Raw genomic sequence first — 16,658 nt, forward strand, 5'->3', positions numbered from 1 at the left:
ATCGACAAACAGAAACATTCTGTCTACCAACAAAATTGAAGTCGATAAATAGACAGACTTAGTCGATAGTTTTTGGGGAACCTCCCTAAATGTCCTTCTTTTGCCGCCACAAAACCAATTGAATTATTGTTCATGAAATCATTGATAACACTTCTTTTTATTTTGATATTCTTCTCCTTTTTCGCCTGCCAGAACGATGCGTCTTTAGTAGGAGGAAAATGGGTGGAAAGTTCGTTCCGGAATGTACAGACAGATACGTGTACGGTATTGCTCAGTACACTCCTGAGCGATTCGCTTGCCACTTCCGGAGATACTGTATGCCAGATAGGACACCGCAAGGACGCGTTGTGGGGAGAAATCACCGCTTCCTTTTATGCGGAGTATGAAGTACCTTCCGTCTCTTTTGACGAAAGTATCGATTACCTGTTCGATTCCATTACGATCCGCCTTTATTCTTCGGGCGACTATCTGGGAGACACATTGGTCACCCAGCGGATTTCGATGTATCCCCTGACAGAAAATATCCAACTGGACGATGCGAATTATTTATATAGTACCAGCAATATAGCTTATGACAGCCAGAACCCACTGAGTTCTTTCAGCTTCACTCCCACTCCCGGACGACGGAGCAAGGAACTGGAAGTCCGCCTGCCCGACGAATGGGGCAAGGAATGGTTCAACCTGCTGCTGGAAGACAACCGGGTAATGGAGTCACAAACCTTTTTTCAGAATTATTTCAAAGGTATCGCCTTCATTCCGGATATGAACGCCGCATGCGTCAATGGATTTCAGGTGAATGATTCCAGCTTCTGCATCACGCTCTATTACCATTCGCTGACGGAGGTCATCACTGAAAAGGAACTGGTATTCAATGCAAGCACTACGCTTACCTTTAATAAAATAGAGTACGACCGGAACGGCACACCGCTAGAGGATCTGCAAAGCGGAGACGACAACGCGTTATCCACCTCTCTGAGCAACCACCAGGCATATATGCAGGGAATGACGGGCATGTACATCTCCATTGATTTTCCCCATCTCAACAATCTTTGTATGGAAGGTGACCTGGTGACCATCGAAAGTGCCACCTTACAATTATATCCGGTAAAAGGGACTTATGGAGGAATGTATCCGCTTCCCCAAACACTGTCACTTTATACCGCCAACAAAGACAATGTGACGCAGGGAGTTATCACGGACCTTACAGGAAACTCCGTACAAACCGGAAATCTCGTCGTCGATGAAGTGACCTACGAAAAGACTTATTACTCATTCGATCTCACCTCTTTCCTGCAAACAAATCTGGGAACGACCGGTTACAACCGACAAAAGCTGCAACTAATCCTTCCGGACAATCTGTTTTTCACGACTCTGCAAGGTGTCATTTTCGGTGACGGAGATAACACGACCAACCGAGAAACCACCAAACTTATCATACTTTACAAAACCTATCAAAAATGAAAAAGATTTTGTTTTGCATTTTGGCTCTTTACAGCCCTGTCTCCATACTGATCGCTCAAAATACCACCAATTCACCTACCTCCATGTTCGGCTTGGGAGAAATCTCTACCGGTGAAGGCGGACAATATGCAGGTTTGGGAGGCGCAGGCATCGCCCTGCGTGGAAGCAATTTTCTGAACACCGCCAATCCCGCATCACTCACCGAACTTACCGAACAGCGGTTTCAGATAGATGCCGGTATTATGGGATCTTACCAGAACTATACACAACGGGGAGCCAGCAATCATTCCGTCACAGGAAACCTGAACAATCTAAGTATTGGTTGCCGGATTATCCCCCGCTGGTATGGAGCCGTTTTTTTGGCGCCCGTGAGCAGTGTAGGATATGCCATCACACTGGATGAAGAAATAGCAGGCACTAATGGAAGCACCGTTTCCTCTCTTTTTCAAGGAGAAGGAGGGCTTTCCAAGATGGGAGTCAGCACGGCGTACCTGTTTGACAAAGGTCTTTCCGTCGGCACCAACCTTTCTTATGTCACAGGAACGATCACTCAAACTGAAACACAAGGCAACGCCACCGAAGAAACCAGTTCTTACAAACATACCTTTTATGCCGATTTTGGTATTCAGTACAAATGGGCAATCGACCGCGAACGTTTCTTCGTTGCCGGAGCCGTATACGGATACTCACAGAACTTCAGGCAAGAGAATAACCTCTACGTCAGCAGCAGTTCAGGAGGAGAAGATATTGAAAGCAGCCTGAAACGGTACCGTCAGTGCCTTCCACAATTTTTCGGTGTAGGAGCATCCTACAACTGTCTGCGCTGGATGGCAACCATCGACTATAAATACATTGACTGGAGCCGGATGGAGTCTTCGCAGTCCAACGTCAGTTTTCAGAACCAGCACCGGCTATCCCTGGGAGGAAAATATACGCCGGGCAATGTGTACCGTAACCCGGTCAGCCTGTTACTGGGAACGGGAATCAGCAATTCATACATCGTTATCCAAAAGAAGAAAGCGACCGATTATTACATCAGCACCGGACTAAATTTCGGATTACGCAATAATAATGTACTCTCTTTCGGCCTGAAATACAAAGGTCAGATGAAGGTCCCTAACGGTATGCAAAAAGAAAACAGCTTCTCTTTGTTCTTAAATATCACCTTCTCCGAACGGACCTATCGCGCTAAGATACAGTAATATTCATTCTTTTTTTATGCAATTTGAGTACAAAAAGACGGATTTCAAGAGAGGAATCCGTATATTTGTAGCCAAAACAATTTAATATTAATTTCATCAGAATGAAAAAGAGTATCCTTATCGCTGCCTTAGGCTTGTTCAGCCTGAGCGCAATGGCACAAGACGCAAAACCCGAAGAGGGCTTCGTTTTCACAACAGTGAAAGAAAATCCGATTACCTCCATCAAAAACCAGAACCGTTCGAGCACCTGCTGGAGCTTCTCTGCTTTGGGATTTCTGGAATCAGAACTACTTCGTTTAGGTAAAGGCGAATATGACCTTTCGGAAATGTTTGTTGTACACAAAACAATGGAAGACCGTGGAGCAAACTACGTACGCTATCATGGCGACAGTTCTTTCTCTCCCGGTGGAAGTTTCTATGACATTATTTACTGTATGAAGAACTACGGTCTTGTTCCGCAGGAAGCAATGCCGGGTATCATGTACGGTGATTCACTGCCGGTACACAACGAACTGGATGCCGTAGCAGAAGGTTACATCAACGCTATCGCCAAAGGTAAACTCACTAAGCTGACTCCGGTATGGAAAAAAGGTCTTAGCGCTATCTACGATACTTATCTGGGAGCATGCCCGGAAAACTTCACTTACAACGGTAAGGAATATACTCCGAAAACTTTCGCTGAATCACTCGGACTGAAAGCTGAAGACTATGTATCACTGACTTCTTACACACATCATCCTTTCTATTCTCAATTCGCCATCGAAATTCAGGATAACTGGCGTAACGGTCTGTCATACAACCTTCCGATCGATGAGTTCATGGCTGTAATGGACAATGCCGTTAAAAAAGGATATACATTCGCATGGGGCAGTGACGTCAGCGAGCAAGGTTTCACCCGTGACGGTATCGCTGTAATGCCGGACGCTGCCAAAGGTGCAGAACTGACAGGTTCGGATATGGCCCGCTGGACAGGTATGACAGCTGCCGACAAACGCAAAGAACTGACTTCCAGACCACTTCCGGAAATGGAAATCACTCAGGAAATGCGCCAGACAGCTTTCGACAACTGGGAAACTACAGACGACCACGGAATGGTTATCTACGGTATCGCTAAAGACCAGAATGGTAAAGAATACTTCATGGTAAAGAACTCCTGGGGCAAATCAGGTAAATATGACGGAATCTGGTATGCTTCCAAAGCATTCGTCGCTTACAAGACTATGAATATCCTGGTACACAAGGATGCACTTCCCAAAGAAATAGCAAAGAAACTGGGTATCAAATAAAGAGATGACTCTTATATAAGAACAAAAGCCCCGGAAGCGATTTCTGCTCCCGGGGCTTTTGTCTTATCATCATCTTCCGCCTGCAACGATTTATCAAAGACAGCAGCGCTTTAAAAGAGACTCAACTTACCGATATATTCCGTAAACTTCTCCTTATAATTATCCCCGACAGGAATATACGTCGTCTTATCAAAGATAATGCGGAGACGGGAAACTTCTGTAATCTTGCGAAGATTGACAATATAAGAACGGTGTACCCGCATGAAATACGCGGGAAGCCGCTCCTCCATCTTCTGAAGGCTGGCAAGAGTAATGACCGGTTTATCCTCACCTTCTATGAAAATACGTACATATTCACTCATACTCTCAATGTACCGTATATTTTTCACATCGATACGTACCACCCTATAATCACTCTTTACAAACAGAGAATCTCCTTTTATCTGCGAACTGTTCCCCAGTTCTCCCTGCTGCTCCAGCAACCGGTATTCAAATTGTTTCCGTGCCTTATCCGCCGCTTTCAGTAAATCCTGGAACTCAAACGGTTTCAAGAGGTAATCGACAGCATCCAGTTTGAAACCGTCAACCGCATATTCAGAATAAGCAGTCGTGAAGATAACCAACGGATGGCTGATAAGCGAACGGATAAAATCCAGTCCGTTCAAATCGGGCATATTGATATCCACAAGGATCAGGTCTATATCCTCATCAGCCAGTACCTTCATCGCCTCAAAAGCATCCTGGCAAGGCTTGACTAAAGACAGAAAAGGAACACGGGATATATAATCCGTCAGTTGCTTCAATGCCAAAGGTTCATCATCAATCGCTATACATTTCATTATAATAAAGGTACAATAAGTAAAACATCAAATTTATTATCTTCCTCCGTAATGGAAAGGGTATAATCATTACCAAACAACAGCCTTAAGCGTTTACGAACGTTCTCCAAACCGATACCATGATGCTGCTCATCAGACGAACCGCCTGTACTGTTGGTACATCTGAAAGAGAGCCTGTTTCCGTCTTCCAGTTGCATCACTACATGAACGAACGATTCTTTCCGGTAGCTGATTCCATGCTTGAAAGCGTTTTCCACAAAAGAGACAAAGAGCAAAGGCGGTATCTGTACCTCGGGTACTTCAAGAGGAAAATTCTTTTCAATGGATACTCTGTCAGGGTAACGCAAACTCATTAACGTGACATAATTCTCCAGAAACTGGATTTCACGCGACAGCAGAATGGTTTTGTTGCTGGCTTCGTAAAGCACGTAACGCATTAACTTGGAAAGTTCCACAATCGTACTTTTCGCTTTTCCCGTATCGATATCCACCAGTGCATGAATATTATTAAGCGTATTCATGAAGAAATGCGGGTTTATCTGATATTTCAGGTATTGCAGTTCGGACTGCAGATGTTGGTGTTCCAGTTCTTTCAGCATCTCTTCGTCCCGGAAGGACTTGAAAAACAACTTGACTGCAATATTAAATCCGACCATCAGAAAAGCTACCACAAAATGAATAAGATAGCGGATAGTGAAAGGAGGAAAAGGATAAGGAGCCGGCTTAGGAAAGCCACCTGGTCGTTGGGGCTTTTCCACATCAGGCTCCATCAGTCGAAGCTCATCCCAATGGATAGACTCTTCTTTACGAGCTCTCTCTCTCATTTCTATAAGTTGATTTCTCCGGTTCTCTTTACTATCGCCATTCTTATCATGAATCTTCTCATGCCTGAACTTCCCCGGAAACCGTTCCATAGAAGGAGCAGGAGCGATCAGGCACGAAATAGCAATCAGAAAAACCACAGAAATAATATAGGGCCAATATCTTTTTCTGAAAAGAAAATACGGAACCAATACGTAATTGTTCAACAGAAACAGCACGAAAAAAGGGAGGATAGTCAACCAGGAGTCATGGATCACCGCACGACTTTCCTCTCTTTCGAGCCCACCATTAACGGCAAAGTATCCGCCGATCAATGGGAGAAGAAAAATAACAGTCCAGATAGCCCCATAAATGCTCTGTTCCAGCAATTGTTGTTTACGCAGTCTTTTCATGCTTCATTGTTCCAAATGACTGATACAAAGATAGAACCGTTACTTCTACTCCACAAAAAGAATCGACCAAAGTACTCTTTTCAACGGTAAACTGCTGTTTACCATCCCCCGGGGCATCCTCCGCCACCCCTCGTATTTCCCACTTGCGTCACCATCGAGCCCGTTGTTAATGTAGCAGCCTGTGCACCGTTCACCTTCAGCATTCCCTATACTCCTGAGGCGTCATCTGCACATGCTTACGAAAATATTTATTGAAAAAGGAAAGGTTATTGAATCCCAACGAAAAAGCTATTTCCTTCACAGGCAACCGGGTAGATTTTAATTGCGCCTTCGCATTCATGACAATAATTCCCGTGATGATGGCCAAAGGACTGTGACCGCTGGCTTTTCGGATAGCACCGGAAAAATGCGCCGGAGTCACTCCGCACTTTTTCGCATAAAAGGAGACTTCATGCTCCTGCGTATAGTTTGCCATCAACAACTGGATAAACTGACGATAGAGTTCATGCTCCCGCTTTATCGGCTCGTTGGTCGTCGGTTTGCAACGTTTATACAGCTCGCCCACTCCCTGAAAGAATATGGTAAATATAGATTTCAGTATCTCCTTATTGTCCAGCGTGTTCGGCAAGGCATAGGCACGAATAAGCAAGCTAAAAGCATTCCGGTACAATTGAGCTATTTCTTCCGTCAGCGGCATAATGGGATTATTCAGAATCATAGGAAGAAAATCCAGAAACGTCTCCACATAACTTACCCGCGCTATAAACTCCGAAGAAAAACCGGCAAAACAGACACGGGTATCCGAAGATACTTCGTGAATCTGGATAAATGATCCGGGAAGCACAGTCACAAAATCATTCCGGCTGATTGTATACTCGGACAGATTGATAGTAGCGCGTACGGTTCCCCGCGTACAAAGCACAAAAACTCCCGCCTTTATATGGCAGGGAAAACGACCGTACTGATTCAGGATGTCACCAGTTATACTGTCATCCGTAACAAAATCAACCGGAAGATCAAATTTGGGAAGCGCATCATCTATAATCATAATTAAGAAATTTAGTTCCACAAAGATATCTTTTTCCTTTTGATATCCAGTCAAGCTTTTTATTAAAATATGAAAAACAGAACATTTATTCAAAAGGAAGGGACATTACGAATATTCATTCCAAGACACATATATACAAAATAATTAGAATAGAACATCGAATACGAAAAATGGAGCTTGACGTAGAAACAAGAATAGACGACATTTGCAATGTTTTAATAAATACTTAGATATAAAAACTAAAAAGAGAATGAAAACATTACGAAAACTATTATTGGTAGCTTGTGCGGCATTCTTCTTTACATCTTGTGAAGAAACCTATAACAACAAGCTGTTCTGGCCGGGCGAACTCAGCCAGGAATATGGCTCGTATATCAAACCATCGACTCTGGACCTGACCTACAGCGGAGAAAAACTAATCGGAAAATCTGTCAGCTTCATCACAGAAGACAGCAAAAAGGGAACATTGACTTTGAATGATGTCATTCCGGGAGAAAAAGAGACATCTTTCCGGGTGGAATTATTAGAAAAGGAAGATAACTACACCTTCAGCGGAGAGACCGTTTCGGCAGCAGGAGCAACCGTTACATACACCGGTGCCATCACTCCGAAAACGATGAAACTGGATCTGAACGTAACCATGCCGCAAAGCCAATGGATGAACAGTTATCTGCTCAGCGAACTGACACGCGGCAGAGGAAAAGACGTCGTACGTAATCAGGAGACCGGACAATACGAATGGGGCGAAGCGGACAACCAGCTATTGACAGCAGCCTTATATACCGACATGGATCTGGAAATGGTCAAAGATGCCGGAAGTTTATATGCCACCGTCTCTACTTTAATAAAAGGTATGGGAGGATATCTCCTGCCACAATTGCTCCGGAATATCAATCTGGAATCCGACGGAAACATCACTGCCGAATATACGACTGACGAAATGCAACTGGGAGAACAGAAGTTCAGTGAAATCAATATGGACGACCCTGAATCGATGCAGCAAGTCAGCATGTTCATCATGATGAAACTCATGTTCAATACTTTATCTGCCGAAGACATCGCTGCCGCAACTCAGGGACGCGCTTATGCTCCCTCTCCCCGTGGACTGGCTCACTGGTATGTAAAGAATGACCTGCTTTATGTCAAACTGAACCTCCCCGCCATCATCAGCCAAGCTATACAAGGACAGGGAAAGACGGTCGACGGCAATCTGATTGCAGGCATCGCAGATGCCATCTTGAAAGCCAACCCCTTCTTACTGAAAACACTGCTCGGAGCAGTAAACGAATCGTTGGATAATTCTTTGTTGTCCATGATTGCCAATATGGACTACCAAAGTTTCCAGATGTTCTTTTCGTGGATAAAAAAAGGTATTCCCATGCATATAGAAAAGGTGAACGGGCATACTCATATATATCTGGACAGGGCAGCATTGAGCCCTATCATCGCTTTCATTCCGAATCTTCAGCCTGTCATGGAAGGCATTCCTAACTTCGGCCCGATGTTGTACGACTCTTATCTTGGTCCGTTGTACGATAACTGGTCTATCATTACCAAGCTGGACTTGGGACTTGACTTGGTTGACAATTAATCATCCGTTTTTCCATCCTAAGAAAAAACATAAATTATAGAAACAATGAAGAAACTATATATACTGACAGTACTGATTCTCCTGACCGGATTCGGAACTGCTTTTGCCCAGACACTGAAAGGACATATATATGATGCCAACACGAACGAACCTTTGGTCGGTGCAGCTGTGACATACAAGCTACACGGTAATCAAGGGGTAGTATCCGACATCAACGGAGCATACGAAATCAAGTTGCCCGAAGGAGGAGTCGACCTGGTATTCAGCTATGTGGGATATGAAGATGTTCTCATGCCCATAGTGATCGGCAGACGGGACGTAATCACCAAAGATGTTTATATGAAAGAAAGCACCAAGCTGCTGGAAGAAGTAGTAGTCAGTGCCGGACGCTTCGAACAGAAGCTGAGCAACGTCACCGTATCGATGGATTTGGTAAAGGCAAGCGATATCGCCCGCCAGGCACCAACGGACATTACTTCCACGCTCCGCACACTGCCCGGTGTGGACATCGTAGACAAACAGCCTTCCATGCGTGGAGGCAGCGGATGGACCTACGGTGTAGGTGCCCGCAGCCAAATTCTGGTAGACGGAATGAGTACGCTGAATCCTAAAACGGGAGAAATCAACTGGAATACCGTACCCCTCGAAAACATCGAGCAGGTAGAAGTGATCAAGGGCGCCTCTTCCGTATTATACGGTTCGTCAGCCTTGAACGGTATCATCAATATACGTACCGCCCGTCCGGGACTGACACCGAAAACCCGCTTCAGCGCATACGTCGGTGTATATGGCGATGCGGAGAACGACGAATACCAATGGAGTGACAAAAGCTTCTGGAAAGACGGAAAATATTCGGTGAAACCTATCCTGCGCGGCAGCCTGCTGAGCGGAATAAGAAATCCGATTTATGAAGGCTTCGACCTTTCCCATTCCCGTCGTATCGGTCATTTCGATGTCAGCGGAAGCATCAATCTGTTCACTGACGAAGGATACCGCCAGCAGGGATACAACAAACGGTTCCGTATGGGCGGCAACCTGACTTACCACCAGCCGGACATGGGAATGAAGATACTCAACTACGGGCTGAATGTGGACTTCCTGACCAACCAGTACGGAGACTTCTTTATCTGGAGATCACCGACCGAAGTTTATAAGCCCTCTCCTTTCACCAATATGGGACGGGAAGAAAACAACTTCCACATCGACCCGTTCATCAACTACGTGAATCCGGAGAACGGAACTTCCCACAAGATCAAAGGCCGCTTCTACCATAGTGCCGACAATATTGTACGTCCGAGTTCGGGTGCATCGATCACCGATATCCTGGGAAATATGGGCACCAATGCACAGACCATCCAGAACATTGCAGGAGGCGACTACAGCTCCCTCTACCCGGCACTGGTAGGTATCGGGTCGGGCCTCATCAACGGAAATCTGGAAGATGCCATGAACGGAGTATTCACTTCACTGGGCAACATCTTCCCGAACGCGACAACGGCAGACTACTGCGACCTTATCTCCTGGGTCATGGACAACGGGCTCCCCGGCGATCTGGGCAGCATACAGAACGGACAACTGCCCAGCGACCTTATCCCGTGGCTATCAAACGTAATGAATCCGTCCAGAAATGATTCAAAGACTAAAACGGACAAAAGCTACAATTATTATCTCGACTACCAGTTCAACAAGAAATGGGACGGCGGTGCACAGATCACTACCGGAATGACTTACGAGCACGTCCGTTATGATTCCTCCATTATGGACGAGGTATACAAAAGTGATAACGTGGCTGCCTTCTTCCAGTACGACCAGCGTTTCTGGGACCGTCTGAGCGTATCGGCAGGAGTACGTGCCGAATATTATCGCGTGGACAACCATTACCGCGAAGCGGAAACAAAGATACTCGGAACCAAAGTTCCGTTCCGTCCCGTATTCCGTGCCGGACTGAATTACCAGTTAGCCGACTATAGCTTTATCCGTGCCAGTATAGGTCAGGGTTACCGCAATCCGTCCATCAACGAGAAGTATCTCCGCAAAGATATCGGAGGAGTAGGCATTTATCCGAACCTCGATATCAAACCGGAGAAAGGATACAATGCGGAACTAGGATTCAAACAAGGATACAAAATCGGCAATTTCCAGGGATTTGTCGATGTAGCCGGATTCTATACCGAATATAAAGACATGGTCGAATTCCAGTTCGGTCTGTTCAACAATGCGGATTATAGCATGATCAACAGTATCAGTGATGCCATCCGGATGCTGATGGACGGCAAGGGATTCGGCATCGGGGCACAGTTCCACAACGTATCGAAAGCGCAAATCTATGGAATGGAAATATCAACAAACGGAGTTTATAACTTCAATAAGAATACAAAATTGTTCTACAACTTAGGATATGTATATACCGAACCCCGTGATGCCGACTACAAAGAGCGCAACGAGTTGGAAGATACCTACTCCGATGCCCTCCAGATGAAAGAAAAATCGAATACGGGCAAGTATCTGAAATATCGTCCGAAACATACTTTCAAAGCTACGGTAGACTTCCAGTGGAAGCGTATCAACCTCGGCGCAAATGTGGCCTGGAAGAGTAAAATTCTTGCTGTGGATTATCTGATGCTGGATGAACGAGAAAAACAACAGAAAGATCTGATGGATTATGTACGTACCATTCTCTTCGGGCAGTCAAGAGGAGAAACGCTGGCGAGCTATTGGAAAAAACATAATACGGACTATGCAACCGTTGATTTACGCTTCGGAGTAAAAGCTACGAAAGAAGTCGCCTTCCAGTTTATGGTCAACAATTTGCTGAATAAGGAATATAGCTACCGTCCGATGGCTGTAGCTGCTCCCCGCACTTTCGTACTGAAAATGGACGTCACATTCTAGAACTACTAAGGAGTTAAAATTGCAATTTCTATTGTCACTTGTCACTTTTCGCAGTTAATACCCTATCAACCAGAAAAGTAAAAGTGACAATACGCGGTGATAATAAGGTGATAATAGACATGGAGACATTTTCTATTATCACCTTTTTCCGTTCCCCACATGCCACATATTAGAGTAAAACTCCGTAGCTCCAATAGGAGAACAAGGCTTCCCCAAGCACTTCCGAGCGTCATCTGCCTTCGCTTCACGTATGTGATCCCACCGGTCTACATACGTGATCCCGTTGGTTCATGTACGTGAACCGACAGAATCACGTACATGAAACGAAGCCTTGTTACTACCCGAAGATGTTAATCTAACGTAGGAAAGATACTAATAAACAGACCATTGACCATTAACTCCGGCAGACTGTACAAAATAGGAAGGCATCTTTTAAGAAAAGAAAAAATGCCGTATCTTTGCCGCCCGTAAACAACAAGACGCTAACTCGTAAGCAACAAGACCATAAAATGAAAAAACAACTCCTACTTATTGCAATCTTATTTTGCGCCGTTTATACACAGGCGCAGGAAGTCTTTGTTAATGCAGATTTTGTCAGCAGCTATATCTGGAGAGGTATGGACAGCGGCAATGCCAGCGTTCAGCCTTCACTTGGCTTCAACTGGAAAGGGCTGACCGTCTACGCCTGGGGGTCGACAGAATTCCGTCATAAGAACAACGAGATTGACCTCTCACTGGAGTACGAATATAAGAACCTTACCTTATATGCCAACAACTATTTTACTCAAACGGAAGACGAACCTTTCAAATATTTCAATTATAAAGCACACTCCACCGGACATACTTTCGAAGCCGGTGCCGGATACATGCTTTGCGAGAAATTCCCGCTTTCGGTGAGTTGGTACACCACATTTGCCGGCAATGACTATCGCGAAAACGGAAAACGCGCCTGGTCCAGCTACTGCGAACTCAGCTATCCGTTTCACATAAAAGGAGTGGATTTTGCCCTCGAAGCAGGCTTCACTCCGTGGGAAGGCATGTATTCAGACAAGTTCAATGTTGTCAACGCAGGGCTTTCCGCCAGCAAAGAATTGAAGATTACCTCCACATTCTCACTGCCCGTATTCGGAAAGCTGATAGCCAACCCCTACGAAGAGCAACTCTACTTTGTAGTCGGCTTCAGTTTATGATTGAAATATAAGTTTATTTTCCTCCTCATTTGCTCAAAAAACTTAATACTGTGCATTTTTTACTCGTATTTCTTGTCAGAACCAAGTGTTTGAGTAATTTTGCACGCTGATAGTTAACCGGATAGTTTGAATAGCAAGATACTTACTACTTGACTACTGGCTGCTAACTTGTAGAAATACTAATACTAAAATTAATAGCATGAGTTTGAAAATTGTTGTATTGGCAAAACAAGTTCCCGACACACGTAACGTTGGGAAAGATGCCATGAAAGCCGACGGCACTATTAACCGTGCGGCACTCCCTGCCATCTTCAACCCCGAAGACCTGAATGCCCTTGAGCAAGCTCTTCGCCTGAAAGATGCTCACCCAGGCTCTACCGTAACCATTCTGACAATGGGACCGGGACGCGCTGCTGATATTATTCGTGAAGGACTTTTCCGTGGTGCCGATAATGGTTATTTGCTGACTGACCGTGCTTTTGCCGGTGCAGATACGCTGGCTACAAGCTACGCTCTGGCAACTGCTATCCGCAAAATCGGTGAGTGCGACATTATTATCGGCGGTCGTCAGGCTATCGACGGTGATACGGCACAGGTAGGTCCGCAGGTGGCAGAAAAACTTGGACTGACGCAAATCACATACGCTGAAGAGATTCTCGAAGTAGGTGACGGCAAAATCAAAGTGAAACGCCACATCGACGGTGGTGTTGAAACAGTGGAAGGTCCGCTGCCTATCGTTATCACAGTCAACGGCTCGGCTGCTCCCTGCCGCCCGCGCAACGCGAAGCTGGTGCAGAAGTACAAACATGCTAAAACCGTGACGGAAAAACAACAAGGTAACCTCGACTATACCGACTTGTATGACAAGCGCGACTATCTGAATCTGACAGAATGGAGCGTAGCGGATGTAAACGGTGACCTCGCCCAGTGTGGTCTTTCCGGTTCGCCTACGAAAGTAAAAGCCATTCAGAACATCGTGTTCCAGGCTAAAGAGAGCAAAACCATCAGCGGCAGCGACCGTGATGTGGAAGAACTGATTGTTGAACTGTTAGCTAACCATACCATCGGATAATCATGAATAACTTATTTGTATATTGCGAAATAGAAGAAGGCATCGTCGCAGACGTCAGCCTGGAGCTTCTGACAAAAGGTCGTTCGTTGGCTAACGAACTCAACTGCCAACTCGAAGCAGTAGTTGCCGGCACCGGCCTCAAAGAAATTGAAAAGCAAATCCTTCCTTACGGAGTAGACAAACTCCACGTTTTCGACGGCAAAGGACTTTATCCCTATACTTCACTTCCCCACACTTCTATTCTGGTCAATCTCTTCAAAGAAGAAAAACCGCAAATCTGCCTGATGGGTGCAACCGTTATCGGTCGTGACCTCGGTCCGCGTGTTTCCTCTGCTTTGACCAGCGGTTTGACTGCCGACTGTACCTCACTGGAAATCGGCGACCACGAAGACAAGAAAGCAGGAATAGTTTATAAAAACCTGTTGTACCAGATCCGTCCGGCATTCGGCGGTAACATCGTTGCAACGATCGTGAACCCCGAACACCGCCCACAGATGGCAACCGTTCGCGAAGGTGTGATGAAGAAGGAAATCGTTTCTCCGGCTTATCAGGGAGAAGTGATCCGCCACGATGTGAAGAAGTACGTAGCCGACACAGACTATGTGGTCAAAGTAATCGAACGCCACGTAGAAAAAGCGAAGAACAACCTGAAAGGCTCTCCGATCATCATCGCCGGTGGTTACGGAGTAGGTTCCAAAGAAAACTTCGACTTGCTGTTCAGCCTGGCCAAAGAACTTCACGCAGAAGTAGGTGCAAGCCGCGCCGCTGTCGACGCAGGTTTTGCAGAACATGACCGTCAGATTGGTCAGACAGGTGTAACGGTTCGTCCGAAACTCTACATTGCTTGTGGTATCTCAGGACAAATCCAGCATATCGCCGGTATGCAGGAAAGTGGTATCATCATCTCTATCAACAACGATCCGGATGCTCCGATCAATACGATTGCCGACTACGTAATCAACGGAACCATCGAAGAAGTTGTGCCGAAGATGATTAAGTATTATAAACAGAATAGCAAGTAAAGAAAGATGGCAAATTTTTACACAGAAATACCGGAACTCAAGTATCACTTGAACAATCCGATGATGAAACGTATTTGCGAACTCAAAGAACGCAACTACAGAGATAAAGATGAATTCGACTACGCTCCCCTGGATTTTGAGGATGCACTCGACTCTTACGATAAAGTATTGGAGATCACCGGAGAAATAACAGGCGAAATTATCAATGCAAACGCTGAAGGCGTTGACGAAGAAGGTCCTCACTGTGCCAACGGACGGGTGGAATACGCTTCCGGTACGAAAGAAAATCTGGACGCGATGGTGAAAGCCGGACTGAACGGAATGACAATGCCCCGCCGTTTCGGTGGTCTGAACTTCCCGATCACTCCGTACACCATGTGTGCTGAAATCGTTGCCGCTGCCGATGCAGGTTTCGGAAACATCTGGTCTCTGCAGGACTGTATCGAAACACTGTATGAATTCGGTAATGCCGACCAGCACAGCCGTTTCATCCCTCGCGTATGCCAGGGCGAAACGATGTCTATGGACCTCACCGAACCGGATGCCGGTTCCGACCTTCAGGCAGTGATGCTGAAAGCAACTTACAGCGAAAAAGACGGATGCTGGCTGCTGAACGGTGTGAAACGTTTCATCACCAACGGCGACGCAGATATCCATCTGGTACTTGCCCGTTCGGAAGAAGGAACCAGAGATGGTCGTGGTCTGTCTATGTTCATCTATGACAAACGTCAGGGCGGTGTTGATGTACGCCGTATCGAACATAAGTTAGGTATTCACGGTTCTCCTACCTGCGAACTGGTTTATAAGAATGCAAAAGCCGAACTTTGCGGTGACCGCAAACTCGGTCTGATCAAATACGTAATGGCCTTGATGAACGGTGCCCGTCTGGGTATCGCCGCACAATCGGTAGGATTGAGCCAGGCTGCTTACAACGAAGGACTGGCGTATGCCAAAGACCGCAAGCAGTTCGGAAAAGCAATTATCGAGTTCCCTGCCGTATACGACATGCTGGCCATTATGAAAGGAAAACTGGATGCCGGACGTGCACTGCTTTATCAGACAGCCCGCTACGTAGACATCTACAAAGCACTGGATGACATCTCCCGCGAACGCAAACTGACTCCGGAAGAACGTCTGGAACAGAAGAAATACGCCAAACTGGCAGACAGCTTCACTCCGCTTGCCAAAGGTATGAACTCTGAATACGCTAATCAGAATGCTTACGACTGTATCCAGATTCACGGAGGTTCGGGCTTCATGATGGAATATGCCTGCCAGCGCATCTACCGCGACGCACGTATCACCAGCATCTACGAAGGTACGACTCAGTTGCAGACTGTAGCTGCTATCCGCTACGTAACCAACGGTTCTTACCTTGCTACCATCCGCGAATTCGAAACCGTTCCCTGCTCACCGGAAATGGAACCGCTGATGTCTCGCCTGAAAAAGATGGCTGACCAGTTCGAAGCCAGCACCAATGCCGTTAAAGAGGCTCAGGATCAGGAACTGCTCGACTTCACAGCCCGCAGACTGATGGAAATGGCTGCTGATATCATCATGTGCCACCTGCTGATTCAGGATGCAAGCAAAGCTGCCGACCTGTTCTCCAAGTCTGCACATGTATATCTGAACTTCGCAGAAGCGGAAGTAACGAAGCATACTAACTTTATCAAGAATATGGATAAAGAAGACTTGGCTTTCTACAAAAAATAACCCGGAAAGGGTGATTCACGATAAAAGCATCCCTTCTAACGAAGCGGATGCTTTTTTTGTCCTCTTCTTTCCAAAGGGAACTTACTAAATCTCACAACATTAGTATTCTCATTGTCCTCAAAAATATC

12 protein-coding genes are annotated in these 16,658 nt (G+C 45.8%); 9 read left to right on the top strand and 3 right to left on the bottom strand.

Translation table 11 applies throughout. From position 1 onward, the window contains the following. The first annotated feature begins 132 nt into the window (after positions 1-132). From BLW31_RS05295 to BLW31_RS05305, 3 genes are all read left to right on the top strand, one after another. Entirely contained in the window at positions 133-1,461 is a 1,329-nt protein-coding gene (locus tag BLW31_RS05295; RefSeq protein ID WP_010539009.1) for a DUF4270 family protein, read from the top strand. Further along, positions 1,458-2,663, top strand: coding sequence for a BamG family beta-barrel-assembly machinery protein (gene bamG, locus BLW31_RS05300; RefSeq protein ID WP_010539010.1), 1,206 nt, complete (start codon positions 1,458-1,460; stop codon positions 2,661-2,663). The genes BLW31_RS05295 and bamG overlap by 4 nt, the downstream gene beginning before the upstream one ends. Before the next feature lie 101 nt (positions 2,664-2,764). Further along, a complete protein-coding gene (locus tag BLW31_RS05305) occupies positions 2,765-3,949 on the top strand; it encodes a C1 family peptidase (RefSeq protein WP_010539011.1) in 1,185 nt (394 codons plus the stop codon). A gap of 110 nt (positions 3,950-4,059) precedes the next feature. Here BLW31_RS05305 and BLW31_RS05310 read toward each other — a convergent pair whose 3' ends face one another. The 3 genes from BLW31_RS05310 to BLW31_RS05320 form a co-directional block, all read right to left on the bottom strand. Then, positions 4,060-4,788 (bottom strand): LytR/AlgR family response regulator transcription factor, encoded by a 729-nt coding sequence (locus tag BLW31_RS05310; protein WP_010539012.1) that lies wholly within the window; start codon positions 4,786-4,788, stop codon positions 4,060-4,062. Continuing rightward, the gene (locus BLW31_RS05315; protein WP_010539013.1) at positions 4,788-6,002 is read right to left on the bottom strand and encodes a sensor histidine kinase; all 1,215 of its coding nucleotides are present in this window, start codon (positions 6,000-6,002) and stop codon (positions 4,788-4,790) included. The genes BLW31_RS05310 and BLW31_RS05315 overlap by 1 nt, the downstream gene beginning before the upstream one ends. 196 nt (positions 6,003-6,198) lie before the next feature. Further along, positions 6,199-7,050 (bottom strand): helix-turn-helix domain-containing protein, encoded by an 852-nt coding sequence (locus BLW31_RS05320; RefSeq protein ID WP_022302511.1) that lies wholly within the window; start codon positions 7,048-7,050, stop codon positions 6,199-6,201. A 250-nt stretch (positions 7,051-7,300) separates the two neighbouring features. Between BLW31_RS05320 and BLW31_RS05325 the strand changes: the two genes are divergently transcribed. The 6 genes from BLW31_RS05325 (at position 7,301) to BLW31_RS05350 (ending at position 16,530) form a co-directional block, all read left to right on the top strand. After that, positions 7,301-8,641, top strand: a complete 1,341-nt coding sequence (locus BLW31_RS05325; RefSeq protein WP_022302510.1) for a DUF4925 domain-containing protein — start codon at positions 7,301-7,303, stop codon at positions 8,639-8,641. Between the two features lie 45 nt (positions 8,642-8,686). Next, positions 8,687-11,533 (top strand): TonB-dependent receptor, encoded by a 2,847-nt coding sequence (locus BLW31_RS05330; RefSeq protein WP_010539016.1) that lies wholly within the window; start codon positions 8,687-8,689, stop codon positions 11,531-11,533. A 509-nt stretch (positions 11,534-12,042) separates the two neighbouring features. Beyond that, positions 12,043-12,723 carry a hypothetical protein gene (locus BLW31_RS05335; protein ID WP_029425662.1) on the top strand — a complete coding sequence of 227 codons (681 nt, stop codon included), beginning with the start codon at positions 12,043-12,045 and terminating at the stop codon, positions 12,721-12,723. A 199-nt stretch (positions 12,724-12,922) separates the two neighbouring features. Continuing rightward, positions 12,923-13,795 carry an electron transfer flavoprotein subunit beta/FixA family protein gene (locus tag BLW31_RS05340; RefSeq protein ID WP_010539018.1) on the top strand — a complete coding sequence of 291 codons (873 nt, stop codon included), beginning with the start codon at positions 12,923-12,925 and terminating at the stop codon, positions 13,793-13,795. A gap of 2 nt (positions 13,796-13,797) precedes the next feature. Then, positions 13,798-14,817 carry an electron transfer flavoprotein subunit alpha/FixB family protein gene (locus BLW31_RS05345; protein WP_010539019.1) on the top strand — a complete coding sequence of 340 codons (1,020 nt, stop codon included), beginning with the start codon at positions 13,798-13,800 and terminating at the stop codon, positions 14,815-14,817. A gap of 6 nt (positions 14,818-14,823) precedes the next feature. Then, positions 14,824-16,530, top strand: a complete 1,707-nt coding sequence (locus tag BLW31_RS05350; RefSeq protein ID WP_010539020.1) for an acyl-CoA dehydrogenase family protein — start codon at positions 14,824-14,826, stop codon at positions 16,528-16,530. Positions 16,531-16,658 lie beyond the last annotated feature (128 nt).

The sequence above is a fragment of the Bacteroides faecis MAJ27 genome (assembly GCF_900106755.1).
Lineage (GTDB): Bacteria > Bacteroidota > Bacteroidia > Bacteroidales > Bacteroidaceae > Bacteroides > Bacteroides faecis.

Excerpts from the sequence above, each read along its gene's own strand:
- BLW31_RS05295 (WP_010539009.1), top strand. The coding sequence starts at position 133 with ATGAAATCATTGATAACACTTCTTTTTATTTTGATATTCTTCTCCTTT.
- bamG (WP_010539010.1), top strand. The coding sequence starts at position 1,458 with ATGAAAAAGATTTTGTTTTGCATTTTGGCTCTTTACAGCCCTGTCTCC.
- BLW31_RS05305 (WP_010539011.1), top strand. The coding sequence starts at position 2,765 with ATGAAAAAGAGTATCCTTATCGCTGCCTTAGGCTTGTTCAGCCTGAGC.
- BLW31_RS05310 (WP_010539012.1), bottom strand. The coding sequence starts at position 4,788 with ATGAAATGTATAGCGATTGATGATGAACCTTTGGCATTGAAGCAACTG.
- BLW31_RS05315 (WP_010539013.1), bottom strand. The coding sequence starts at position 6,002 with ATGAAAAGACTGCGTAAACAACAATTGCTGGAACAGAGCATTTATGGG.
- BLW31_RS05320 (WP_022302511.1), bottom strand. The coding sequence starts at position 7,050 with ATGATTATAGATGATGCGCTTCCCAAATTTGATCTTCCGGTTGATTTT.
- BLW31_RS05325 (WP_022302510.1), top strand. The coding sequence starts at position 7,301 with ATGAAAACATTACGAAAACTATTATTGGTAGCTTGTGCGGCATTCTTC.
- BLW31_RS05330 (WP_010539016.1), top strand. The coding sequence starts at position 8,687 with ATGAAGAAACTATATATACTGACAGTACTGATTCTCCTGACCGGATTC.
- BLW31_RS05335 (WP_029425662.1), top strand. The coding sequence starts at position 12,043 with ATGAAAAAACAACTCCTACTTATTGCAATCTTATTTTGCGCCGTTTAT.
- BLW31_RS05340 (WP_010539018.1), top strand. The coding sequence starts at position 12,923 with ATGAGTTTGAAAATTGTTGTATTGGCAAAACAAGTTCCCGACACACGT.
- BLW31_RS05345 (WP_010539019.1), top strand. The coding sequence starts at position 13,798 with ATGAATAACTTATTTGTATATTGCGAAATAGAAGAAGGCATCGTCGCA.
- BLW31_RS05350 (WP_010539020.1), top strand. The coding sequence starts at position 14,824 with ATGGCAAATTTTTACACAGAAATACCGGAACTCAAGTATCACTTGAAC.